The organism is Sphingobacterium sp. (assembly GCF_039596235.1).
Taxonomy (GTDB): domain Bacteria; phylum Bacteroidota; class Bacteroidia; order Sphingobacteriales; family Sphingobacteriaceae; genus Sphingobacterium.
This window is the reverse complement of sequence record NZ_JBCNKE010000004.1, coordinates 204,895-230,046: the sequence shown is the minus strand read 5'-3', so window position 1 is coordinate 230,046 and position 25,152 is coordinate 204,895. Positions and strand designations below refer to the sequence as shown.

Genomic DNA, 25,152 nt, shown 5'->3' with positions numbered 1-25,152 from the left:
AAAAAAGCGTTCTTAATGAACGCTTTTTTTATGCGGTACAAACGGGCTTGTGTAGTGCTCGTATTGTTCTTTCTATTGCAGAGGTCTAGCCTTAAACTTGCTTTAATTGCTGTCCGGAGTTACCTTTTTTTGCCCAATTTAAAGCCATAGCCTGTTGTCCATTCAATAAAGTCTGCTTTACCACCATGTGCTTTAATAGAGACGCCGGCGAAGAAATCTTTATATACTTTATAGCGTACGCCTGCTCTTAGATATACAGGTGTGCTTTCTCCATTGAATTTATTGCGGTGTAAGTATACGCCCACATTTCCGTTAATGTAAAGTCGCGAGTTTAGAACATGGTCGATGTAAAATGCGGGACCGTAGGAAAACAATGCCCCGAAACTACCTGCTTTGTCCCCTGCAATTTTCTCATCATTGCCACTTGCTGAATAGAAAGCGTCCATTCCTGCACCTAGCCGCCATTTGTATCCGAAGTGCTTGCTATAGTAGGCTCCTAATGTCGACTTAAAATATTGACCATCGTGATCCCGGTCAATCTGCTTTAACCCAAATGCATAATTAACATGTAATTCTTCTGTTTCTTCCATTGTGGGGACAGCACGTTTTCTGTAATCAAATGGTTTGCTTGTTGGGGTATAAGAAACCGATAAGCTCAATGGAAGTAGGTTTATTCCAGTGTTTGGTAGCGCCAATGCGCCATTGCTGAAATGGTGAAAAGCGATTCCCGCACCGATCTGAAATTTCCGGCTTAATCTGTAATTGGCCTGCAGTCCGAAGTCGATAAATACATTGTTTTTGCTTCCGATAATAAGGTTAAGTGGGTTGTCTTCTTCATTATATGGGTTGAATCGGCCTGAAAGGCCCAGGGCAATCCGGTAATTGAAGTTCCATTTGCTATTGACTTTGGGTTTGATGGGGATTGCTACGAAACCATAGAGCGCAAAAGGCTGGCCCAAGTGTTCCTGGCCAAAAGTACTGCTGTAGATGCCGACGCCATAGATGGGGTAGTTGTAAAGTTCGTTATAGATACTTTTTAATGAGTCCTGAAATTGTGTCTGGAAACCAACCCGAAAGTTAAGTCCACTGTAATAGGAGTCTTCTAAGGTCTGTTTGGTACGATCGTTAAATTTGAGTTCACCTCCACTTTCATGTTCGAGCTGAAATATTAACCTTGTTTTTGCGGGAGGGCGGTTGTTTAATGTGTCTTTCTGATTTTCTATTCTGGGGGTGACCTGCGCGTTTGTACGAAAGGAAAGGAGCGCGAAGATCACAAAAACAAGTATGCTTGATCTCATGAAATAAAACGTTAGCGTTTTTTTAAATTTTTGCAAAAATAAGAATGATAAACCATTGTAACAATATTCAATAAGCATATGGGAAATACAGATGACAAATTGCCGTATTCCAGCTACAAAGAGGAAAGCGCATGAGCGGCAGATTAAAATAAATTGTTTTTTATATGTGTTTAATTATATTGCATATCCACAGCAATTTATCTAAGTTTGAGTTGAAAAGAAAAAGGAAATATGATTAAAAACCTATTTAAAATTACTGCTGTTACGTTTGCACTAACAACAGCGGGGGGTACTTTGTTTGCCCAGAGCACCAAATTTGAATGGAAAGAATCTTCTGAGGGCGGATACACCTATAAGTATGTGACCAATGACCCTACCCATTCGAGATTTTACAAGCTCAAAAATGGTCTAACCGTTATTTTAAGTCCAACCAAGAAAGAACCCCGTATCCAGACCTACATTGCGACAAAAGCAGGAAGTAAAACCGATCCAAAAGATCATACAGGCTTGGCTCATTACCTGGAGCACATGCTCTTTAAGGGGACAGATAAATTTGGATCCAAAGACTGGGCCAAGGAAAAACCCTTGCTGGATCAGATTGATGCACTTTATGAAAAATATAATGTGACGACCGATGAGGCACAACGGAAAGCGATATACAAGGAAATCGACCGGGTGTCAGGTGAGGCTGCCAAGTATGCTATTGCAAATGAGTACGACAAGCTGATGGCGTCCATGGGGGCTGAGGGAACAAATGCGTTTACTTCTTTTGAACAAACGGTATATCAGGAGCAGATTCCAAGTAATGTGATGGATAAATATCTTGCTGTGCAGGCTGAGCGTTTTAGGAATCCGGTCCTGCGTCTTTTCCATACGGAGCTCGAGGCTGTATATGAGGAAAAAAATATTGGATTGGACAAGGATAGCCGCAAAGCTGTTGAGGCTATGTTCGAAGCCGCATTCCCGAACAATAACTATGGAAAACAGACTACCATTGGTACAGTAGAACATCTGAAAAATCCTTCCTTAAAAGCTATTAGGGAATATTTTAATACTTACTATGTGCCCAATAATATGGGAGTGATCATGTCGGGTGATTTTGATCCTACAGAGGTTGTAAAGAAGGTGGATAAAAGTTTCGCTTTTATGCAGCCCAAAGAAATACCGCCATATACTTTTGAGCCAGAAAAGCCTATTTTAAGTCCAATTGTTCGGGAGGTAAAAGGGCCTGATGCTGAATTTATGTTTATGGGATTCCGTTTTCCAGGAGCAGCGACCAAGGATGCACAGCTATTAAATCTGATGAGTCAGATCTTGACGAACGGTTCGGCTGGTCTGATCGATCTAGATCTAGTGAAGAACCAAAAGTTATTGGGTGCTGGAGCGTTTCCATATGTATTGAAAGATTACTCCTTATTGATTCTACAGGGAAATCCAAGTCAGGGGCAGAGCCTGGAAGAGGTGCAACAGTTGCTGCTGAAAGAACTGGATAAATTGCGCAAAGGTGAATTTTCTGATGACTTGATCGGCGCAATTGTCAATAATGCCAAAAAAGATGAGATCAAACAGCATGAAAGTTATGGTGATCGTGCAGAGGCATTGATGGACGCCTTCACCTCCGGTCAGGACTGGGCATCGGTGGTCAGTTATTCAGATGGATTGAATAAGATTACAAAACAGGATATTGTCAATTTCGCCAATCGATATCTGAACGAGAATAATTATGTTGTCGTTTATAAACGTAAAGGGGTTGATAATAATGTTGTCAAGGTTGTAAAACCGGAGATCACACCTGTCACAGTAAATCGTGATGATCAATCTGACTTCCTGAAAAAAGTAGAAGCAATGCCGGAAGATAAGATCCAGCCGGTTTGGGTAGATTACAATAAAGATGTTCAGAAAGCTACCGCGAATGGTTTGCCAGTGCTTGCTGTGAAGAATAATGATAATGAATTGTTCTCGCTGTCTTATCGTTTTGATGTGGGGAAATGGAATAATAAATTACTTTCATTGGCTGCAGGTTACCTGGAATTTTTGGGGACAAAAGAGAAGTCCAGCGAGCAGTTTAGCAAAGACTTTTATCAATTAGCGTCTGATTTTTCTGTTTCTGCTGGCAATGAAGAAACGTTGGTTTCTATTTCGGGCCTGAATTCGAACTTTACCGCTACGCAGTCTTTAATTCAGGATCTATTGCGCAATTGTGTGACGGACCAGGAGGCATTCAAAATGTATATTGCGCGCCTTAAGAAGTCAAGGGCTAACGCAAAGGAAAATAAGGGAGCTATTATGGAGGGCTTAAAATCATATGCGAAATATGGTGCTAAAAACCCGTTCAATAATGTTTTTACAGATGCGGAACTGGATGCATTGAAAGCGGAAGATCTGGTGAAAGCGTTGCATGATCTGGCCAATATGAAACATACGTTGCTTTATTTTGGACCGTTGAGTGCCAGTGAATTTGTGGCCAAGGCAAAACCGCTGAAACAAGGTTCGGGGGACTATGTGCAAGGGGCAAAAAGTATGGTGTTTACAGAGCAACCGACCAATAAAAATCAGGTATTGTTTGCCAATTTTGATATGAAACAAGCTGAAGTGTTCTGGTATAGATCATCAGGTACTTACTCCAGCTCGCTAACCCCAACAGTATCCTTGTTTAATAATTATTTTGGTGGCGGTATGGGAAGTATCGTATTCCAGACTATTCGTGAATCGAAAGCATTGGCCTATTCTACTTATGCCTTCTATGGACAGCCGTATAAAAAAGAAAATCATTATACAGTAGGGGCTTATGTGGGTACGCAGGCCGATAAATTCAATGAGGCCATTAAAGGTATGAACGAATTATTGGATGTCTTACCAGAAAGCGCAAAAGGGCTGGATATTGCTAAAGTGAGCTTGCAGAAGTCCATTGCCAGTGAGCGTGTGCTGAATGCATCTATTTTAAGTAGCTATCTGGCGGCTCAACGCTTGGGGAATACGACAGATATCCGTAAAGTAGTTTATGAGCAAGCTCCTAAACTGACTTATGCTGATTTGAATGCGTTCCATAAGAAAGAGATGAGTCAAAAGCCTTATGTGTATTGCATCGTAGCGAAAGAAGATGGCCTCAAAGCGGAAGATCTTGCTAAATTGGGCGAGGTCAAAAAACTAGACTTAAAAGAGATATTCGGTTATTAGTTTTTAAATGTTGGTATTTAAATAGGGCCTCGAGAAGAGTTTTTAAGCCTTTGGTCGATAAATTATAGTCTTATTCCCTAGTACTACATGAATAAATGAAAAGGTACTGTCCACAGTCGGACAGTACCTTTTTTTATATATCTTTTCCTCCTTGAACATTCTCTTTCAAATATTCAATTCTCCGAGGCCGTTTTTGTTTTTTGAAAAGTCTTTCTTACCTGTATTGTTTTGCCGGTAGGCTGTGTGCATATCAACAAAATCGGATAACCTTTTGTAGAATGCGTGTGGGAGACCCGTTGGGAGTTTGAATTTAAAGATAATCTTCTCGCTTAAGAGCTAAAACCGTGCTATTTCCTCAATCTGTTCGTTGATAAACTGAAGGGTGTCTTCTTTGAATAATTCCCCATTCTCATTCAGTTCCTGTTGTACATTAGGAAGGAATATCTTGAGTGGAAGAACCTGCATTCTAAGGTAGTGGCATATTCCGGTAAGGTGATCTATTCCACGTAGGTTGCCGTATCTTCCAGAAGATAATCCAACCAGTGCAACTTTTTTGTGGTAAAAACTGATCGGGAAGGTGCAGCAGTCAATAAAAAGTTTAAGCGCCCCAGGGATGCTTCCATTGTATTCAGGAGCTATAAAAATAAACATGTCGGCTTGGCTGACCTTGTGCTGGATCGGCTCAAAAGCTGCACTTCTTTTTCCGTAAAGATCTGTTTCTAAAATGTTTGATGGTAGGTCTGATAGTGAAAAGATCTCGCTCTCAATGGATTTACGACTAAGAAGCTGCTGGTAGCATTTTGCTATTTTTAACGTCTTACTATTGGGACGGTTTGTTCCGGATATTATTAAAATCATTGTGTTGTTGATACTTATAAAAAGCACTATTTCAAAGTGGATACATATCTTGATTTTTTGTATCTTAGCATCCTGAGGATATGTGCTTTTGATCAATCAAAAGTACGAAATATGCTGAATTTGTTAAGCTAATTTAAATTTAGCGTAAATATTTGGACAAATTGATCTTCGGGAAAGTGAAATGTAGTGTAAAATGACATTTTAATTAAGAAAGGTTTTCATTCAAGATGGGAAAAGTAATCGCAATCGCAAACCAAAAGGGTGGGGTCGGAAAAACCACAACGTCAATTAACTTGGCGGCTAGTTTGGCGGTTTTAGAATATAAAACATTGTTGGTAGATGCGGATCCTCAGGCAAACTCTACTTCTGGGATTGGTTTTGACCCTCGTACGATCAATGAAAGTATATACGAATGTTTGGTCAATGATTTGAATCCCAGAGATGCTATTCAGCCAACTGAGACACCAAATCTTGATCTTTTGCCTGCTCACATCGACTTGGTGGGTGCTGAGATTGAAATGATCAACATGCACGAAAGGGAATACAAGATGAAAAAGATCTTGGACCAGGTGAAAGACGATTATGATTTTATTATTATCGACTGTTCTCCTTCATTGGGTTTGATCACCATTAATGCACTATCTGCATCTGATTCGGTCATTATACCTGTTCAGTGTGAATATTTTGCATTAGAAGGATTGGGTAAATTGCTGAACACAATTAAAATCGTTCAAAACCGTTTAAATACTAGTTTGGAAATCGAGGGTATTTTATTAACGATGTACGATGTTCGTTTGAGACTTTCCAATCAGGTAGTCGAAGAAGTGAAGACGCATTTTACGGATTTAGTTTTTGAAACCATTATTCAACGTAATACCCGTTTGAGTGAAGCTCCTAGCTTCGGTATTTCTGTAATCATGCATGATGCGTCTTGTAAAGGTGCAATCAACTACTTGAATTTAGCGCGTGAAATATTGCAGAAAAACGGACATTTTAATGAAATGAATACAACAGTAACCGCATAATATGGCAGCACATCAGCGTAAAACAGGACTGGGAAGAGGTTTAGGTGCGCTATTAAACGATAGTGTAGAAGCTCCTGCTAAAAGTAATCAGCAAGTTGAGGAGTCGCCTTTGGTGACTTCTTCTACAGTAAATACAAATAAAGAAAATGGCAATATCAGCCATGTCCGGGTAGAAGAAATATCGGTAAATCCATTTCAGCCACGTACCGAATTTGATCCGGTTGCATTACAAGAATTATCGGAATCTATTATATTACAGGGTTTAATCCAGCCAATTACGGTACGTAAGATCTCGGATGGTAACTATCAATTGATATCGGGGGAACGTCGTCTTCGTGCTTCAAGATTGGCGGGTATAACGGAAATACCGGCTTATATCCGTACGGCCAATGATCAGCAAATGCTGGAAATGGCATTGATCGAAAATATCCAACGCGAGAACTTAAACGCTATTGAAGTCGCCTTAAGCTTTCAACGGATGATCGAGGAATGTAATTTGAAGCAGGAGGAGTTGGGTGAACGTGTCAGTAAAAACCGTTCGACTGTGACAAACTATCTCCGTTTATTGAAACTTCCTCCCGTGATTCAGGCTGCTATACGGGATGGCGCTCTGACGATGGGACATGCCCGTGCACTGATTAATATTTCCGAAGTAGATAAACAGTTATATATTTTTAAATTGATCATCGATCAGGGCCTGTCTGTTCGAAAGGCCGAAGAGCTTGTGCGTGAACTTCAAAAGGGAGGGAAGAAAAAAACGAACAAGGAGAAAACACCGATGTCATTTCAATTGCAAAAAATTGAGGATGATCTGGCGTCGAAATTTTCGTCTAGAGTCAAATTGAATTTGAAGAGTACCAAAGGTAAAGGGGCGATTGAGATTCCTTTTGAATCAGAGGATGATCTAAGCCGTATTCTTGAACTTTTAGATTGGTAATATGACCAAATTAATGAGTCTGCTTATTGCCGTATTTGCTGTACTGATGGTGCAGGCGCAGACTGTCGATACTATTTCAAAAAAGCAGGTTCAAACTGTCAATGCAGGCAGCTTGAAACCCAAATCAGCACAGGATACTGTTAAAAAGGAGTCCCGGAAAGAACGTAAGAAACGAGAAAAAGAAGAAGCCAAAGCGAAGGAAAAGGTGGTGTTTAAAGATTCTACCCGGTTGGCTATTGAAGCAAAAAATAAACAGGCCTGGAAGCGCTCTTTGGTCTTACCGGGATGGGGACAGTATACTAACGGCGGCGTTTGGTGGATTAAAGTGCCTGTGATCTATGGTGGACTGGCAACCACAGTGCTTGTTTTTGACTTTAATAATAAATATTATAAAGAGCTTTTAGGGGTACTGCAGGATAGGGCTGAAGGTCGGCCAGTAGATCCTTTTTATGAACGGATCCCTGATGAGTCAATTATTCGGGCAAAGGATAATGCAAGGCGAAATCGGGATCTAATGGTGTTATTGACACTCGGGGTCTATGGATTGAACGTCGCCGAAGCTTATATTGATTCTATGCTAAAATATCGCTGGAGCATCGGTGATGATAAACCCAAAAAGACTACTTTTTTGATCGGCCCTACATTAATGGACGCGAGTCTTGCATCAGGATCGTTTACTTTTAAACCTACAGTAGGGCTGAAATTGTCCATGAAATTCAATTAAAAACCTCATGTCGAAACCTGTAACATAGCACCACGGGGCAACAAATCAAGATTCTTTAGCGGCGTTGAATACGGATGCCTTCAATAAAAAATCGTTGTTAACTAGGTTTTGTGTCTGTTTTTCAATGGAATTTTTTAATTTTAAAATAAACTATACTTTATTTTCTAGATATATGAACATCATTCTCTTGGGATATGGCAAAATGGGGCAGATTATCGAACGATACGCACTAAAAAGGGGCCATCAGATTTTTTTAATTGTGGATGAAAATAATCGTCCCGGCCTGACAGCCGATGATATCAAGGGAGCTGATGTGGCAATTGATTTTAGTGTGCCATCTGCTGCTTTGGATAATATGAATCTCTGTTTGGAAGCTGGTGTTCCTATTGTGGTGGGTACAACAGGTTGGTACGATCAGTTGGAAAGTGTTAAAAGCAAGTGCTTGGATGTGAACGGATCAATTTTATATGGTTCTAATTTCTCGATCGGCGTGAATGTGTTTTTTCATATTAACCGTATGCTAGCGAAGGCTTTGCAACCTTATAAACAATATGATGTTCAGGTTGAAGAAATTCACCATATTCACAAATTAGATGCTCCCAGTGGTACGGCAATTACAATTGCGGAAGGTATCTTGGACCACAGTGATGTGAAAACAAACTGGGTAAATACTGTTGTGGGAGAGCAAGATGAAATTATTCCTAAGCCGCAGGAGCTTCTCATAGAGAGCCATCGGATTGAAGAGGTTCCAGGCACACATACCGTGCTGTACAGTTCTGAAGTGGATCAGATAGAATTTAAACATACTGCGCATAGCCGTGATGGTTTTGCTTTGGGGGCTGTCGTTGCCTCCGAATGGTTGAATGGTAAAAAAGGATTCTACCAGGTAACTGAAATTTTTGATTTTAATAAATAGTACTAATTAATAGATTATGTGGTTAATTATCTTTGCGGTTTTAACAGCAATAGCAGGATATGGATTGTGGCAATTGTTTGTTAAAGCTGGCAGAAAAGGCTGGGAAGCAATCGTACCTTTTTATAGTCAATATATACAGGCTAAATTAACAGGAAGACCAACATGGTGGGTGATCTTGTTGTTGATTCCTATTGTCAATATTTTTGTTTTCTATAACCTTTATCTCGACTTCATCCACTGTTTTGGTAAACGTCGTTTTTGGGAAAATACTGCAGCTGTTTTGGTGCCATTTATTGTGCTGCCTATGTGGGCTAAGGATAATAATGTACGATTCCTGAATGGATTGTATGCTAAAAATCTGAAAACCGCTGCACAGGAAGGTGTAGAATTGACCGAAGAGAAGCTTGCGGAAATAGAACAGGCCTCCTATAAGGAATATAAAGTCAAATATCCTTATAAGAAGTCTATGGTGCGTGAATGGGCTGACGCAATTGTGTTTGCAACTGTTGCAGCATCGCTTATCCGCGGATTTTTAATTGAAGCGTATATGATCCCGACAGGATCAATGGAACGTACCTTATTGATTGGGGATTTCTTATTTGTGAGTAAATTGAATTATGGCCCCCGGGTGCCTAATACGCCGATTGCTTTTCCCTTTGCGCACCACACAATGCCAATAACAGGTGGAAAGGCTTACTCTGAGTTGATTGAACTACCTTACAAACGATTGCCGGGATTTCAGAAGATAGAACGAAATGATGTTGTTGTCTTTAATTTCCCCGCAGGTGATACAGTAGCCTTGGAAAATCAGAATGCGAGCTACTATGACCTGGTCAGAGCTTACGGTTGGCAGACCGTTAATTCACAATTTACTATTCAGGCCCGCCCGATAGATAAACGCGAAAATTATATCAAGCGCTGTGTGGGCTTGCCGGGAGATAAAATTTCGATGAAGGATGCTAAACTCTTTATCAATGATCAACCGGGATTTGATCCGCCTGAAAGCCAAATGAATTATTATGTGTTGACAGATGGTACTCCTTTGGACATGGAACGTCTACGCGAACTACGTATCGAAGGCGGAGGATCTGATCAGCAACCGGGCGTATATGAACTGTATATGACAGATGATGAGGTCGAACTGGTGAGATCTTGGTCAAATGTAAAGGAAATAAGAAGAAGTCCAGCAGGCGAAGGAGCTTATCCGTATGACCCGCAGTATAAATGGGATTTCGATAACTTCGGACCCATCTTGATCCCGAAGAAGGGTTGGAAGGTAGCGTTGAATGCGCAGACCTTGCCTATCTATGAACGTGCTATTCGCGTTTATGAAAATAATAAACTTGAAAAGCGTACCGATGGTATCTACATCAATGATGTGAAAGCGGAGAGCTATACCTTTAAAATGGACTATTTCTGGATGATGGGAGATAACCGTCACAATTCCTTAGACTCAAGAGGATGGGGATTTGTGCCTGAAGACCATATTGTGGGTAAAGCATTATTTACCTGGATGAGTTGGGACGAAATAGGTACAGGTCTTTCTAAAATCCGTTGGAACCGTATATTTAAAGGAATTCATTAATAAGTGTACTTATAACGAGGCGTCTATTTTCTTTGTAGACCTTTGAATTGCTCTGATTAATAGATTGACAGAATTTAAGCGTAAATAGGATCCTTGTCGGGTTTACTGGCAAGGATTTTTGTTTGGGTATTTTATTGAATATGGAGCTTATTAAAAAAATCCTTCTCGCGAAGGGGAAGGATTTTTTAGGACTTTGAAGTAGCTATTTAGAGCGAATAGATCCAAAGTGATATCTTATTTCAGGCATAAGCCTTCGTGACATCATTTACTTTAGACAGGCCAGATAACGTTTGATTGTTTCCTCCAGCCCCAGGTACAGGGCATCTGAAATCAAGGCATGGCCAATGCTTACTTCTAATAACTCAGGTATATGCTGGTTGAAATACTGAAGATTATTTAGGTCCAGGTCATGACCTGCATTTAGACCTAAGCCAACTTCGCGTGCCTTTAATGCGGCTTTGAAATAGGGTTGAATGGCTTTTTCTTTATCAAATCCATATTCGCTGGCAAAGCCTTCTGTATATAATTCTATACGATCGGTCCCTGTTTCTGCTGCTGCTTCGACCATCTCTTCAACGGGGTCTACAAAGATCGATACACGTATACCCGCATCTTTGAACAACTCGCACATGTCTTTTAGATAGGCTTTGTTTCTGATGGTATCCCAGCCGTGATTGGAAGTGAGCTGTCCTTCGGCATCGGGTACAAGGGTTACCTGAGCAGGTTTGTTCGCTAATACCAGGTCGATGAATTTCTGTTCTTGACAGTTGCCTTCGATATTGAGCTCGGTCTGGATCTCGGCTTTTAAGTCAAATACATCCTGATAGCGGATATGCCTTTCGTCTGGCCTTGGGTGGACAGTGATACCCTGGGCACCAAATCGTTCACAGGCTAATGCTGCAGCTACAAGATTAGGATTATTACCGCCTCTGGAGTTTCTGAGCGTTGCAATTTTATTGATATTTACTGAAAGTCTAGTCATTTTCTTGTATGTTATATGGTAAAAATACAAATAATATCTATTTTTTTTTAACTTGCGTATATGGATGGAATCGATTATAGTTTGTTTAGTGGCTTTCGCCTATTGGACGTTATCGATATTATATTGGTAGCGATTATTATCTACTATATCTATAGTCTGATCCGGGGTACTATTGCCGTGAATATCCTGATCGGAGTCGCCTTATTTTACGGGGTCTATATTGTTGTCAAACAGATGCACATGCGTCTATTGACCGAAATATTTGGAGGATTTATATCTGTCGGATCCATTGCGCTCATTGTGGTATTCCAGCAGGAAATCAGGCGCTTTTTGCTCCATGTGGGTAAAAATATATCGATGAAACGAAAAAAGGTTTTCTGGTCTTTTTTAGGGAATAAGAAAGCTATACAAAAGGATCTTACTGAGGATCTAAGACCTGTTGTGGAGGCTTGCAGAAGCATGTCGCGTACACGGACAGGAGCGTTACTGGTTTTTTCAAAATATTTTGATGAGGAATATTACCAAAGCAGTGGTGAGTATATTGATGCACAAATTTCAAAACGTTTAATAGAGAGTATATTTCATAAAAACAGCCCGCTACATGATGGCGCGGTAGTGATTGTCGATTTCAAGATTATGACGGCGTCTTGTGTGTTACCGTTATCGGATAGTGAGGATTTGCCACTGCAATTTGGCCTGCGGCACCGTGCAGCAATCGGGGTTACTGAAATCTCGGATGCAATAGCGGTAATTGTCTCTGAGGAAACCGGGGAAATTTCTTTTGCAAAGGATGGTAATGTAAATATGAATGTTTCGCCCGAAGAACTGGAACAGCTGCTAAAAGATGAGTTATAAAAATGAAGTTGGCCCAAAGTAACAGAAGATCTTGCGCCTTGAATATTCGATAAGAGCGAGGGAGAGGCATTCGAAAAAAATGAACAAAAAAGGGGGATCTGACTTTTTGGATCCCCCTTTTTGTTATACAGTTTCCAATGCCTTATTTTTTTGCGGCATTGATGATTTGTGTATTCAATTTGATGTATTCGCTATTTTTGCCTTCAGTAGCTACCTCAACTCCTTTTGTAGCGGTTTCAATCGCGCCTTTTTTATCACCGGATTTTAATTGTGCCTTTGCTTTCCAATATAATACGTGGGCAGCCTTAGGTTGAGCTTTGGCCGCTTCGTCAAACCAAGCTAGTGCTTTCTTATCGTCTATATTATTGTTTAAATAGTACTGTGCTGCAGCGAAATAAGGTTTTTTATCTCCTTTCATAGCTTCATCAATAGAAGCGATAATTTTTGCCTGTTGATTGACCTTAAGGTCAACTTTTATAGCTGTTTTCTCCCATGCAAGAGTTAATACAGCATCTGTCGGCGTAACATTATCGAAAGAGATCGTAAATGTTTCCACCGGAGTACTCAAGTTCTGTGGTTTCACATTAAAACGAAGAGCATCTTCAGATTGATTGTAGGTATAGGCTCCCCATTGCTTGGTATTCTTGCTAATGATTACGGTCCACTCGTTCTTGTTGGGAATAGTAAACAAAGCATAGGTTCCGGCAGTAAGTTTATGTCCATTAAGGGTAACATCACCTTCAAAAGACAGGGTTGTATTCGTGTTGGCTCCTGTACGCCATACTTCATTGTATGGTACGAGTTCGCCAAAGATCTTACGGCCATTCATACTCGGACGGCTATAATTAAGGGTCACATTTTCGATTCCTAAGCCCTGAGTGATTGTTTGGGCGCTACTTGCAGCCGGTAGTTTTAATTGGGCAAAGGATTCGTTTGCAGTAAACATTAACGTTGCTGCAAAGGCAATGGCAAAGAATTTCTTTTTCATTTGTTCGATAATTTCTTTTTGAGCGTAAAGCTCGATTATTAATGACTATGAATTTGCGAATTAATGGCTAAGGTTCATTTATTTCAGATGAAGCACTTTGCATTATTATGGCACATGCAATGAATTCTGTCACAATAGTGCTTGGATTCATCATTTAAAAATAAGAAGAATTTCACAAAAAAGGGCATCTATTTTTTAGATGCCCTGTTGCTATAACAATATTTTGTTTTGATACTAGTTCTCCTTCCCAATTTTGTGTCCTTTGGCCGCAAAAAATAAGATATATAAATACGCCGGAACCATCGCAAAGAGAAATGCGTGTTGGAAATCAACATGTAAGCTGTCTTTTAAATAACCATATATCAAAGGCCAGATTGCCCCCCCGGCTATACCCATAATCATAATACCCGAACCTGTCTTGGTAAAACGGCCTAATCCTTTTATTCCAAGTGGGAAAATTGCTGGCCACATCAATGAATTTGCTACACCTAATAGGGCAACAAAGATATAAGACGTTAATCCTGTAGAAAACGCAGAAATAGCGGTGAACGTAATTCCCACAATTGTACAGATACGTAAAGCAGTTTGTTGCGATACAAATTTTGGAATGGAAATAATACCAATGAAATAACCAACTAACATACATACTAATGTGAAAGTCGTACCATACTTAACGAAAAATGGCGGAAGAGATAATAATCTGCCATAAGTTCCGATGATATCGCCTGCCATCACTTCCACTGCTACACAGAAGAAAATTGCTAAAAATCCTAAAAATAAATGCGGGAATTGGAAGATGCTTGTCTTTTTTGTTCCTGTAATTGTCACTTCATCTGTTGTTTCTTCTTCCTTATTGACATCAACCTCCGGCATTTTTACCGCAAATACGACAATGGCAAGAATGGCTACACCGATAGCTACACCGATATAGGGACCGTGAAGCCTTTCGGATAATTCTGCGAGTAAAGCATCATGTTCTGCACCTGCCTTAAGTTCTTTGATTCTGCTGGAAATACTGTCGTAATCTTTTAATAGGATACTTCCCAAAACCACAGGTACAATCATACCCGCTGTTTTATTGAAAATACCTACAATAGAAATCCGTTGAGCAGCACTTTCGATCGGGCCGATGATACTGAGGTAAGGATTAATCGCTGTCTGCAATAAGGCCATACCTGAGGCCTGAACAAAGATTGCGACCAGGAAAAGCTGATAGCTTAGGTTCGATGCCGCCGGAATAATGATAAGTGCACCAATAATAATCAAGACCAAGCTGGCTACAAGACCATTTTTAAATCCTATTTTGCCCAGAATCCATGAACTTGGCAATGCAAGAAAGAAATAGGCGATATACGATGCAAAAAGGATTAAAAATGCTTGCGTATCTGTCTCCAAATTAAATGCTAGTCGTACAAATGGAATCAGCGCTCCATTAGCCCAGGTGATATACCCCAGAATAAAAAATAATGCACAGCAAATGAGCATAGGAACTATTGCTGTTTTACCCGAATTAGGATTAGTGGTCATTTTTTTAATTATATTTTAGTTAAGTTATCGTTCATGGATTGGAATCTGTCAAAAAACTAGCGTTAGACAAACGATTGCATGCTATTTCTGATGATTTTTAAATGATCCATCTTACAAGACTACTTAATTTTCTTGAATATCGGAAATAAATAAAGTGGTATTTTGATAATTATTTGGCAAAAAAAAGAAGAATAAATTGTGAAAATTATTCTTCTTTTGTTGCAAATATTGTTGATTTCGAATTACATGGGATTAGTAAATCGAGTTAGCAAATTGCCGCTTATTTTGGCACGATAGCTACTGTAAGTCTTGAGATACAATTCAATTTATTGAAGCGGTCATACATTTTTATCTCCCAGATATGAGTTGACCGACCAATATGTATCGGACTACATTTTGCGGTGATGATTCCACTGCTTACCGGTCGGATGTGATTGGCGTTTACTTCGAGACCCACGCCACGATATTTGTCGGGATCAACCACCAAATTAGAAGCAATACTCCCTAAAGATTCTGCGAGTACTACAGATGCGCCCCCATGTAAAATGCCATGAGGCTGCTTTACATTGTCTGTAACGGGCATGGTTGCCGTAATACCATTATCATCTATTTCGGTTGCCCTGATTTCCAATAAACCGGAGAGGTATTTATTGAAAAAGACATTTATTTCCTCAATGCTGTAAGGCTGAAACCAAATTTTTGACATCGTCTGAATTTAAATAACGTTCCTGAATGATGATACGATGATGATTGAGATGCCCTGCAATCACATATAATAATGCTTTGACACTGGTGAGCCGTTCTGAGGCCATACCTTTACGCTCTAATTCTACATCATTAAAGCTGTTGAACAGCATCAGGTTGGCCTTGCGTAAATAAGTAAATTCTTTACTTAGACTTTCCAATGTGCGGTCATTGTAGCGGGAATATTGAATGAGGTAATCTTGATCATACCCTGCGAGCTCTTTCAGGTCGTTGCGCGAAAAACGTAACGCGCGGTAGGCCATGATTCGTTCATTGTCGATGACATGTCCGACGACCTCTTTGATGGTCCATTTATCTTCGGCATATTTGAAATTGCCTCTTTCTTCTGGAATAGCGTCCAGAAATGCAGGAAAGGAGAGCGTCTGTTCTTCCAATGCATCTAATACGTTATCGACTACAGTCTCAATATAGGGTGCGTAGACTGCTGGATATTCGTCAGATTTGAGTGGCTTCATATTTTAAGTTGCTTTTTAAGATTATTCGAAATGTTGTTCCTTTACCTATTTCAGATTCTTTAACAAAGATTTGTCCTTGATGATATCGTACCATTCGTTTGGTTAGGCTAAGACCAAGTCCCCAACCTCTTTTGCGTGTTGTAAAACCTGGCTGGAAGACAGATTCAAAATTTGACCTTGGAATTCCCTTGCCCGTATCACTAATGTCTATAAAAATTTCTTCTTTCGCAATATTTTGTGAAATATTAACAGTTATCTTTCCCTCTGTGCCAATAGCATTTACGCCGTTTTTCAATAAATTTTCAATGATCCAATCGAAGAGCGGAATATTGAGTTTGGCCTCCACATGCTTATCTCCATATAATTCGAATATAATCTTGTTACTGGTCCGTATGCGGAAATAATCAATGTAATTTTTGATCACATCATAGAGATTGTGATTGGTCAGCACAGGTGTTGAGCCTATTTTTGAAAAACGATCAGCGACAATTTCTAATCTTTTAATATCATTTTCCATTTCATTAAGTGTATCGTCTTCTTCGGCGTCAAATTTGATCCTGATAAGCTCTAGCCAGCCCATTAACGAGGATATTGGGGTTCCCAATTGGTGAGCGGCCTCTTTGGTCAGTCCCACCCAGACTAGATTCTGCTCGGATTTCCTAATGGAATTAAAAACGGTATAAGCTATAATCAGGAAGAGGGCAATCAGCGATAATTGAACATAGGGGAATACCCGCAATTGTTGCAGAAACCAAGAGTCTTTGTAGTAAACATGCCATTTTTGACCATTTTCCAATTCGAGGGTAATTGGAGGATGACTCTTTTTCATAAAGGCCAGCTGTTTCTGAAAATATACAGGGTCATATTCCAGGTCATTTGTAACACTATCATTCTGAATCGGCTTAATATTAGTCTTGGTAGAATCCAGATTACGCCAAAAAATAATATCGTTTTTATCGTCAGTAATAATTGCCGGTAAATTTAAACTATCTCTGACCGCGTAGATGAATGTAATGAATTCATCGTCTACGTCTGGCATAGTCATGATATTTTTGGTACTCATAGCCCATACTTCGGCTTTTGAACGTTCGGCATGGGCAAGGTTCCGAACAAGATAATTGGTATAAACCAAGGATGCGATGGCAATAATTGCCGCAAAGATGAGCAAAATAAATTTCCAGCGTTGTTGGCTTATCTGAGAGGATTTCATGATTCTGTATGTTGTACTCTCTTGCAAATTAATGAATAAATGTCTGTTTTTTGCACTTTTATTTGACCTTCGGAGTCATCCTGTTATCCAAATCAAAAATTTTGTGGTAATTTTGCCCCATGAGTTCAGAAAGAAGAGTAAGGGTGCGATTTGCACCGAGTCCTACTGGTGGTTTGCACCTTGGGGGCGTACGTACAGCTTTGTTTAATTTTCTCTATGCTCGTCAGCATAAAGGAGATTTTATTTTACGTGTCGAGGATACGGATCAAACCCGTTTTGTCCCCGGAGCCGAAGAATATATCAACGAATGTTTAGCGTGGTGTGGTCTGTCTCCGGATGAAAGCCCATTAAAGGGTGGTCAATATGGCCCTTACCGTCAAAGTGAACGAAAACCGTCGTACCGCAAATTTGCTGAGCAGTTGATCGCAGACGGATACGCCTATTATGCGTTTGATACTGCGGAGGAATTGGAAGAACAGCGTAAGCTACAACCTAATTTCCGTTATAGTCATGAAAACAGGTTGCAATTGCGTAATTCTTTGAGCTTGAGTGAGGCCGAAACCCAACAATTACTAGATGCCGGCACACCGCATACCATACGAATTAAGATCCCAACAGATGAAACAGTCTCTTTCAGCGATATGATCCGTGGTAAAGTCGCTTTTGATACCAATCTTGTCGATGATAAAGTGCTGCTTAAAGCAGATGGAATGCCAACTTATCACTTAGCCGTTGTGGTGGATGATAAGGCGATGGAGATCTCGCATGTTTTCCGTGGCGAAGAATGGTTGCCTTCGGCACCGATTCATGTTCTATTATGGGAATACCTAGGTTGGGCTGACAGCATGCCGCAATGGGCGCATCTTCCGTTAATCCTGAAGCCAGATGGAAATGGAAAATTAAGCAAACGTGATGGTGACCGTTTAGGTTTTCCTGTATATGCCATGAATTGGACGGATGCAAAATCGGGTGATACAACAAAGGGATTCCGTGAAATGGGATTCCTGCCAGAAGCTTTTGTCAATATGCTTGGTGTGTTGGGTTGGAACGATGGTACAGAACAAGAACTATTTTCTTTGGAGGAGTTGATCCAAAAATTCGGTGTTGATCGTATTAGCAAAGCTGGAGCAAAGTTTGATTTTGAGAAGGCAAAATGGTTCAATCACGAATGGATTAAACGTTCTCCAAGTGACTCTTTATTACCTCAGATCAATGATGTATTGGCTCAGCATCATATCAAAGTAGAGGAAGGTTATGTGAACCGTGTATTGGCTGCTGTCAAAGAGCGATTAACTTTTGTAGAGGATTTTTGGACTCAGGCTTCTTTCTTTTTTGTACAGCCTGCCGAATACGATCTGAATGCGGTAAAACCAAAATGGTCAACTGAAAAGACGGCATTCTTTGAAAATATGATGACATCATTTGAAAACTTTACAGAATGGAAAGCAGCGGAACTCGAATCATTTTTTAAAGAAGCAATTCAAAACTCAGGGATGAAGATAGGCGAATTGATGATGCCATTCCGGATTATGCTGGTTGGTGGAAAATTTGGTCCTGATGTTTTCCAAATTGTTGAACTACTTGGGCAACATGAAGTCATTGAACGTATAAAAAAAGCACTTCAGGAATTTGACGCTTAAACGCGGAAAGATATATTGTAGAAAAAGCTGTTGCAATCGATTTGTCAACAGCTTTTTTATGGCTATGAAATGCCTTAACTTTGGGTTAAAAGATACTACACCCAACGGCTTATCTGTTGCAGAATTAAGATCAGGTATTGCTATCGGCTTGTGATAATGGATTAGGCCAAGAGCTCGTGCAGATCTTCCTGAGAAAGTGATTTTATAAAACTTTCTTCTGTTGTGATAAGGCTCTGTGCAATAGATTTCTTCTTATTTTGTAGCGCCAATATTTTCTCTTCCACCGTGTCTTTACTGATGAATTTATAGATAAACACATTTCTGGTCTGCCCGATACGGTGTGAGCGGTCTACAGCTTGTTGTTCTACGGCAGGGTTCCACCAGGGATCCAATATAAAGACGTAATCTGCTTCAATCAGGTTGAGCCCTACACCACCAGCTTTAATTGATATTAAGAACAATTTGGTATTGTTGTTTTTGCGGAACTGGCTTACTGCTTCATCGCGGTTTTTTGTGCCACCATCCAGATAGGCATAGTTTGTTCCCTTCTTATCAAAATATTGCCTGAAAATATTGAGCTGTTTAACAAATTGTGAGAAGATAAGGACTTTATTTCCTCGCTGCATAACCATTTCAAGGGTTTCAATGACAGCATCAAATTTCCCTGAATCACCGGTAAATTCCTCATCAACCATTTTAGGATGATTGGCTAGCTGGCGAAGTTTGGTCAGTCCCTGTAATAGCGCAATCTGCGTTGATTTTGGTTTGTTGTCCAATTGTCCATCAAGAATGGCGTTGCGATACTCAGATTTAACCTTCTCATAGAGTTCCGACTGTTTATCGGTCATTTCACAATAGAGCACCTGTTCGGTTTTTGGAGGTAGCTCCGTTGCGACCTGATCCTTTGTTCGTCTTAAAATAAAAGGTTTGACAATCGCCTGAAGACGTTGGGCTTTTTCTTCGTCCTTTTTCTTTTCAATGGGCTGGACAAACTCCTTTTGGAAATAGGTGTAACTTCCCAACAACCCTGGATTGGTAAAGTGCATTTGTGCCCAAAGGTCGGATACTGAGTTTTCAACAGGGGTGCCGCTTAAAGCCAGTTTATTTTTGCTTTTCAGGCTCTTTATAGCCTTAAAAGATTTTGATGTGGGATTTTTAATGTTTTGGCTTTCATCGAGGATAATGTAATTGAAATAAAAGCCACTCAATATATCTTCATCAATACGCGCTATCCCATATGTTGTGATGATCAGGTCATATCTTGCAAATAATGAGGCATCTTTAATGCGATTATTTCCAGTATGCAGATGAATCTTGAGCTGGGGAGCAAATTGTTGTGCTTCTTTTTGCCAATTGTAAACAAGTGATGTTGGCAATACCAGAAGTGAGGTGTGTACTTCCTGCTGATCGACAAGCTGCTCTTTTTGTTGCTGTAACAGGGCTAAAGTCTGTATAGTTTTACCTAAGCCCATGTCATCTGCGAGACAGCCGCCAAATTTGTACTGTTTTAGGAAGTTAAACCAGTTATAGCCCGCTTTCTGATAAGGTCGAAGATTTCCTTTGAAATTCTTTGGTTCAGGAATATCGACAATTTCCTCGAAAGTAGCGAGATTTTGTAGTTTTCGGTTGAAAACTAATTTCGTGTGTTCGCTGATTTCAAAGAGTAAACCGATATGCACTTTATTTAATTTAAGTTCGTGTCTATCAGTAGAAAACTGGAAGAGATGATTGTATTGGGCGAACCATTCTTCAGGAATCATAGCAATCTCTCCGTTTGGAAGGGTAAATTCTTTGATATTGTTTAGAATATGGTTCCGTAAGTTTATAAAGGGAATTTCATAAGGGCCGAATTTAGCGATAGCACTGATATCGAACCAGTCATTATCCTCATCAACAGCAATGTCCAACGAGGTATGTCCTATGAAAAAGCGTTTTTGTTCACTGTTTTGTATAATCTGAAATCCCAAGGCCTTTATTTGTTCCTGGTGATTGTTCATCCAATCAAATACAGAGATGTGTTTTCCGGATTGAATAGATGGGGCGAGCAATCCAAGCTGACGATCCAGCTCCTCTAGGCCCAAATCTTTCAGATTCTTCTGCTGTTGTTCCTCCCAATGTAAAGAGCGTTTTACCCGATGAAAGGTGTATAGATCTTTGTCTTCGTCATATTCCATTCGGACGGTCACTTTATTTTCTGCTCCAGCAGTGAAGGTATGGGGCCCATATTGGAATTGCAGTTGTAATTTTGACGTACCATCTTCCACGTAGATCAAATGCAGTAAAGGGACTGCTTGGTGCTGATGTGTCTGTATCTCGAAGCCCTCAGCATAGACATGGTAGCGTTCAATTAATCCACAGACAAAACTTTCAAAATATTTCTTTTCCGTGCTTCTTCCAACAGAAATGTATCTTTTGTTGAGAAAGGGGCTTAGTTTTTTGCCTTCCAGGGCCTGATCAAAATAGTATAAGGTATTGTTTAAAAGTAGCCATGCCTGTGCATTGGTTAATACAATGGCATTTTTAAACATAAACTCTAAGCGCTGATTTTCGTATTTTATGGTTGGGAAGTAACGTGTTTCCTCCTCATTTCGGCGGAAATGGAATAAGATTGAGGCTGCTGAGGTCGCGCGTTTAATTTCCTGATCTGCTGGATAACCGTCTTTACTCATCATAAAAAGCGGTTTATCGCCGATAGACTCAAAAAATTGAATCATCTTTTCATCAATCTTTGGGCGCAACAAGTCATAAAGTTTTTTGTCAAAGACTTTGGAGAAAAAGTCTACGGGCCTGATCGCTTTTTTATAATACTTTTTGATAAGGTTTGTCTGTTCGATATCGTCAAGTAACCGGATGAGCTTATAGTCTACCTCATCCAATTCTGCAGCATAAGCATCTACGGTATTACTAAATATACGTTGATACCGTAGTGAGTAAGTCCCATTAGGATTGAGTTTGACCATGTGTGGCTCAATGAGATAGCCAAGATAGGGGTGCTCACAAATAGAATAAACGATTTTATATACTGGAAATGACTTAGACTGTTGCATTAAAAATAGCGGACCTTGTAAATAAAGGTATCTAATATACGATAAAATATAGTCAAAAGTGAAAATTAAAAGGTAAAAAATGAGGATTCCTAGGAATCTTTTTAGTCAATCAAACTAAGGTCTCAAATCTTTTGTTCGATTTTTAAATTTTTATCCAATTCTCTTAATTAAACCCTAAAAAAGTCCCTCAAAAACAAATTGAGCTGGACCTTTTAGGAAGACCTCTGTAAAATTGTGGCCGTCTTTATGGAACGATACATACAGTTGGCCGCCTAATACACGAATTGGGATATTGATATCGCCTTGAAGATTTGTTTGTAGTGCTACGGCCATCGCTGCGGCAGTAGCGCCGGTGCCACAGGCATACGTTTCGTCTTCTACGCCACGTTCAAATGTGCGTAGGAAATAGCCGTTTTCTTCTTTTTCTATAAAATTAACATTAATGCCTTCTTTGGCATATGTAGTGTTATTACGGATCGCAAAGCCATCCTGAAATACATTTTTTTCTTTTAGGTTTGTAACGAAGGAAACATAATGGGGAGAACCCGTTTGTAAGATATAAGCTTCGCCATCACGTCCAAATTCGTGGACATCAATCATCTGCAGGTTGACAAGATCAGCTGATAAAGAGGCGTGATGTATTCCATCTACTGCCAAAAAGGCAGTTTTGTCAGTGATAATGCCTAGGTCGTGTGCAAACGCTACGATACAACGTCCGCCATTGCCACACATGCTGCCTTCACGTCCATCTGCATTGTAATAGATCATCTCAAAGTCGTAATTTTCTTTGTTCTGGAGCAGCATTAGACCATCCGCACCAATTCCGAATCGGCGGTCACAAAGTCTTTTGACCAGCGCTTCATCGGTACGGGCAAATGAATTGTCGCGATTATCCACTAAAATGAAATCATTTCCTGCTCCTTGATATTTTGAAAATCTTACTTTCGATGCCATTATGTTGATTTGTAGTAACAAAAATACGTTTTTTTGTTACAAAAAAGCGGCAGAAAGTTAAGATTTGTTAAAATTATTGCATTTGTCTAGCAATTAACATTTTTTAACGTGTCGGATTTTCCGAAGGCCTTGAAATGGTATTACATTTGAACATATCCGAATAAAATCGGTAATTTTAAGAGCAAAAATTATCAGCATATATTAAGACAATAAATATAAATAAGTTTATGAATAAAGTCGGTTTAACGCTATTAACAGCTGTTTTCGGTGGAGCAGTAGCATTAGGTGGTTACAAGCTTATTGAGAATAAGAAATTAGAGGGCATGTCTTTCGAAGAGAAACAGAAAGTTTATTTTGCCAATAATCCTACAGGAGTAATGTCTTCAACAGGTAATCCTGATTTTACGCAGGCTTCTGCTGCAGTAGCTCCTGGAGTAGTACATATTAAGACAACGTATAGCAGAAAAGGTTCACAACAATCACAGGGATCCCCTTTTGATATGTTTGAAGAATTTTTTGGTATGCCACAGGGCGGCGGACGCCGTCAGATGCAGGCACAACCAGTGCAGGCATCCGGCTCTGGTGTTATTATTTCGGATGACGGTTATATCGTTACCAATAACCACGTGGTTGAGGATGCGGATAAGATTGAGGTGGTGTTGACAGATAAACGCACTTTTGAGGCAAAATTGATCGGTCGTGATCCGAATACTGATATAGCATTATTGAAAGTTGCAGGCAAAGGACTTCCTGTTGTAAAAATGGGAAATTCAGATAATGTTAATGTGGGTGAATGGGTGTTGGCCTTTGGTTACCCGCTTGGCTTACAGTCTACAGTGACTGCGGGTATTGTCAGTGCAACAGGTCGCGATATTGGTATTTTAAGAGAGGGACAACAGCAACGCGGTAATCCTTTTGGGGGCAGCACAGAACAGCCATTAGCGAGCTCGGCTATCGAATCATTTATCCAGACAGATGCGGTGATCAATAAAGGGAATAGCGGTGGTGCATTGACCAATGCTTCTGGTGAACTAATTGGTATTAACTCAGCCATAGCGTCACCAACGGGTGTATATGCCGGTTACGGTTTTGCTATTCCGGTTAATCTTGTGAAAAAAATTGCGGATGATTTTGTTGAATTTGGTAATGTAAAACGTGGTTATATTGGCGTTAGTTATGTGCCTATAACGTCTGAATTGGCCAAAGAAAAAGGTATTACAGAGATCAATGGATTATATGTTGAAGAGGCAGTTGCTGGTGGAGCTGCTGAAGCTGCGGGTATAAAAAAGGGCGATATCTTAACGAAGGTGAATGGTAAGGTAATTACAGGTTCTCCGGTATTAAGTGAAACCATCGGTCGTCTACGCCCAGGTGATAAAGTAAATATTACCTATAAGCGTGACGGCAAGGAAAAACAGGTGTCTTTGACATTGAAAGGCGAAGAATCGCTTAAATCGGCTTCTGGTGCGAATGGAAAAGCATCAAAAAGTGCGACTGAAATCTATAACAAATTAGGGGCAAGCTTTATTCCTGCTTCTGCTGCGAAGAAAAAAGAATTGGGTGTAAACTCTGGAGTTGTAGTCACACAGGTAAACCGTGGCGGTATCTTTGATTACTTTGGTGTCGAAAGAGGTTTAGTCATCACAGAGGTGAATGGAAAAGCTGTTAACAGTGTTGATGATATAGAATCTGCATTGGGTGCTACTCAACGTAATATTGTACGCTTAAAAGGTGTATCGCCTCAAGGCGGCGCAGTTCAATTGAGTTTCCCAGTTGAATATTAAAAATTGAATTAAGAATTGGTTGATTAATATAGTTTAGGTGGTTCTAACCGTAAGGTTAGACCACCTTTTTTATTAAAGGATTTCGCTGGAGAAGACCGTAAGATCCTAAATTATTTTGATGTATTTCTCTTTGAAAATAGCCCTTATTAAGATATAGTCATGCAGATTGTGTTATATATTATCATCGCTTATTGTGTGAAATGTCGTCATCTTTTGTGTGAATGAATGAACACAATCTAATCGAAAATACCTGAGATTAAATAATCATCGGAATGTTCCGATCGGAACTGGGAAGTACGATTTCATCAGGGTTTTTTCTTTAATAGGGTAAGTTTAGTTATTTTGTGCAAAAATGTAGAGATCGAGGTTGCATAACTATATTTGCGAAAGCTTAAAGGGCTTTTGGAAGATAATAATGTATGATT

General features: G+C 39.9%; 19 protein-coding genes. 9 read left to right on the top strand and 10 right to left on the bottom strand.

Going from position 1 to position 25,152, the window contains the following annotated elements; translation table 11 throughout:
• Nucleotides 1-119: 119 nt before the first annotated feature.
• A complete protein-coding gene (locus ABDW32_RS10800) occupies nt 120-1,298 on the bottom strand; it encodes an acyloxyacyl hydrolase (protein WP_343562245.1) in 1,179 nt (392 codons plus the stop codon).
• 231 nt (nt 1,299-1,529) lie between these two features.
• Between ABDW32_RS10800 and ABDW32_RS10795 the strand changes: the two genes are divergently transcribed.
• The gene (locus ABDW32_RS10795) at nt 1,530-4,475 is read left to right on the top strand and encodes an insulinase family protein (RefSeq protein WP_343562243.1); all 2,946 of its coding nucleotides are present in this window, start codon (nt 1,530-1,532) and stop codon (nt 4,473-4,475) included.
• A 336-nt stretch (nt 4,476-4,811) separates the two neighbouring features.
• Here the strand turns inward: ABDW32_RS10795 and ABDW32_RS10790 are convergent, their stop codons facing one another.
• A complete protein-coding gene (locus ABDW32_RS10790) occupies nt 4,812-5,333 on the bottom strand; it encodes an NAD(P)H-dependent oxidoreductase (protein WP_343562241.1) in 522 nt (173 codons plus the stop codon).
• Nucleotides 5,334-5,560: 227 nt separating this feature from the next.
• Between ABDW32_RS10790 and ABDW32_RS10785 the strand changes: the two genes are divergently transcribed.
• The 5 genes from ABDW32_RS10785 (at nt 5,561) to lepB (ending at nt 10,520) form a co-directional block, all read left to right on the top strand.
• Nucleotides 5,561-6,358, top strand: a complete 798-nt coding sequence (locus ABDW32_RS10785; protein ID WP_343562239.1) for an AAA family ATPase — start codon at nt 5,561-5,563, stop codon at nt 6,356-6,358.
• A gap of 1 nt (nt 6,359) precedes the next feature.
• Nucleotides 6,360-7,295, top strand: a complete 936-nt coding sequence (locus ABDW32_RS10780) for a ParB/RepB/Spo0J family partition protein (RefSeq protein WP_077437165.1) — start codon at nt 6,360-6,362, stop codon at nt 7,293-7,295.
• 1 nt (nt 7,296) lies between these two features.
• Nucleotides 7,297-8,019 carry a DUF5683 domain-containing protein gene (locus ABDW32_RS10775; RefSeq protein WP_343562234.1) on the top strand — a complete coding sequence of 241 codons (723 nt, stop codon included), beginning with the start codon at nt 7,297-7,299 and terminating at the stop codon, nt 8,017-8,019.
• 172 nt (nt 8,020-8,191) lie between these two features.
• A complete protein-coding gene (gene dapB, locus ABDW32_RS10770) occupies nt 8,192-8,935 on the top strand; it encodes a 4-hydroxy-tetrahydrodipicolinate reductase (protein ID WP_343562232.1) in 744 nt (247 codons plus the stop codon).
• A 16-nt stretch (nt 8,936-8,951) separates the two neighbouring features.
• Nucleotides 8,952-10,520, top strand: coding sequence for a signal peptidase I (lepB, locus tag ABDW32_RS10765; protein WP_343562230.1), 1,569 nt, complete (start codon nt 8,952-8,954; stop codon nt 10,518-10,520).
• Between the two features lie 265 nt (nt 10,521-10,785).
• Here the strand turns inward: lepB and ABDW32_RS10760 are convergent, their stop codons facing one another.
• Nucleotides 10,786-11,502, bottom strand: coding sequence for a pyridoxine 5'-phosphate synthase (locus tag ABDW32_RS10760; RefSeq protein ID WP_343562228.1), 717 nt, complete (start codon nt 11,500-11,502; stop codon nt 10,786-10,788).
• A 60-nt stretch (nt 11,503-11,562) separates the two neighbouring features.
• Here ABDW32_RS10760 and cdaA point away from each other — a divergent pair, with 60 nt between their 5' ends.
• Nucleotides 11,563-12,357 (top strand): diadenylate cyclase CdaA, encoded by a 795-nt coding sequence (gene cdaA, locus ABDW32_RS10755; RefSeq protein ID WP_175992071.1) that lies wholly within the window; start codon nt 11,563-11,565, stop codon nt 12,355-12,357.
• A gap of 142 nt (nt 12,358-12,499) precedes the next feature.
• Here cdaA and ABDW32_RS10750 read toward each other — a convergent pair whose 3' ends face one another.
• From ABDW32_RS10750 to ABDW32_RS10730, 5 genes are all read right to left on the bottom strand, one after another.
• Entirely contained in the window at nt 12,500-13,345 is an 846-nt protein-coding gene (locus ABDW32_RS10750) for a DUF2911 domain-containing protein (RefSeq protein ID WP_343562224.1), read from the bottom strand.
• Between the two features lie 234 nt (nt 13,346-13,579).
• Entirely contained in the window at nt 13,580-14,872 is a 1,293-nt protein-coding gene (gene gluP, locus ABDW32_RS10745) for a glucose/galactose MFS transporter (RefSeq protein WP_343562222.1), read from the bottom strand.
• Between the two features lie 280 nt (nt 14,873-15,152).
• On the bottom strand, nt 15,153-15,578 hold the full coding sequence (locus tag ABDW32_RS10740; RefSeq protein WP_077437158.1) for a hotdog fold thioesterase: 426 nt from the start codon (nt 15,576-15,578) through the stop codon (nt 15,153-15,155).
• The gene (locus tag ABDW32_RS10735) at nt 15,544-16,092 is read right to left on the bottom strand and encodes a DinB family protein (protein ID WP_343562219.1); all 549 of its coding nucleotides are present in this window, start codon (nt 16,090-16,092) and stop codon (nt 15,544-15,546) included. The genes ABDW32_RS10740 and ABDW32_RS10735 overlap by 35 nt, the downstream gene beginning before the upstream one ends.
• Entirely contained in the window at nt 16,073-17,302 is a 1,230-nt protein-coding gene (locus ABDW32_RS10730) for a HAMP domain-containing sensor histidine kinase (protein ID WP_343562217.1), read from the bottom strand. The genes ABDW32_RS10735 and ABDW32_RS10730 overlap by 20 nt, the downstream gene beginning before the upstream one ends.
• A gap of 119 nt (nt 17,303-17,421) precedes the next feature.
• Between ABDW32_RS10730 and gltX the strand changes: the two genes are divergently transcribed.
• A complete protein-coding gene (gene gltX, locus ABDW32_RS10725; protein ID WP_343562215.1) occupies nt 17,422-18,942 on the top strand; it encodes a glutamate--tRNA ligase in 1,521 nt (506 codons plus the stop codon).
• A 161-nt stretch (nt 18,943-19,103) separates the two neighbouring features.
• Here gltX and ABDW32_RS10720 read toward each other — a convergent pair whose 3' ends face one another.
• Complete coding sequence (locus ABDW32_RS10720) at nt 19,104-21,989, bottom strand: DEAD/DEAH box helicase (RefSeq protein WP_343562213.1); 2,886 nt, start codon at nt 21,987-21,989, stop codon at nt 19,104-19,106.
• A gap of 174 nt (nt 21,990-22,163) precedes the next feature.
• Entirely contained in the window at nt 22,164-22,943 is a 780-nt protein-coding gene (gene dapF, locus ABDW32_RS10715) for a diaminopimelate epimerase (protein ID WP_343562211.1), read from the bottom strand.
• Nucleotides 22,944-23,170: 227 nt separating this feature from the next.
• Between dapF and ABDW32_RS10710 the strand changes: the two genes are divergently transcribed.
• Nucleotides 23,171-24,727, top strand: coding sequence for a Do family serine endopeptidase (locus ABDW32_RS10710; RefSeq protein WP_343562209.1), 1,557 nt, complete (start codon nt 23,171-23,173; stop codon nt 24,725-24,727).
• Nucleotides 24,728-25,152: the final 425 nt, after the last annotated feature.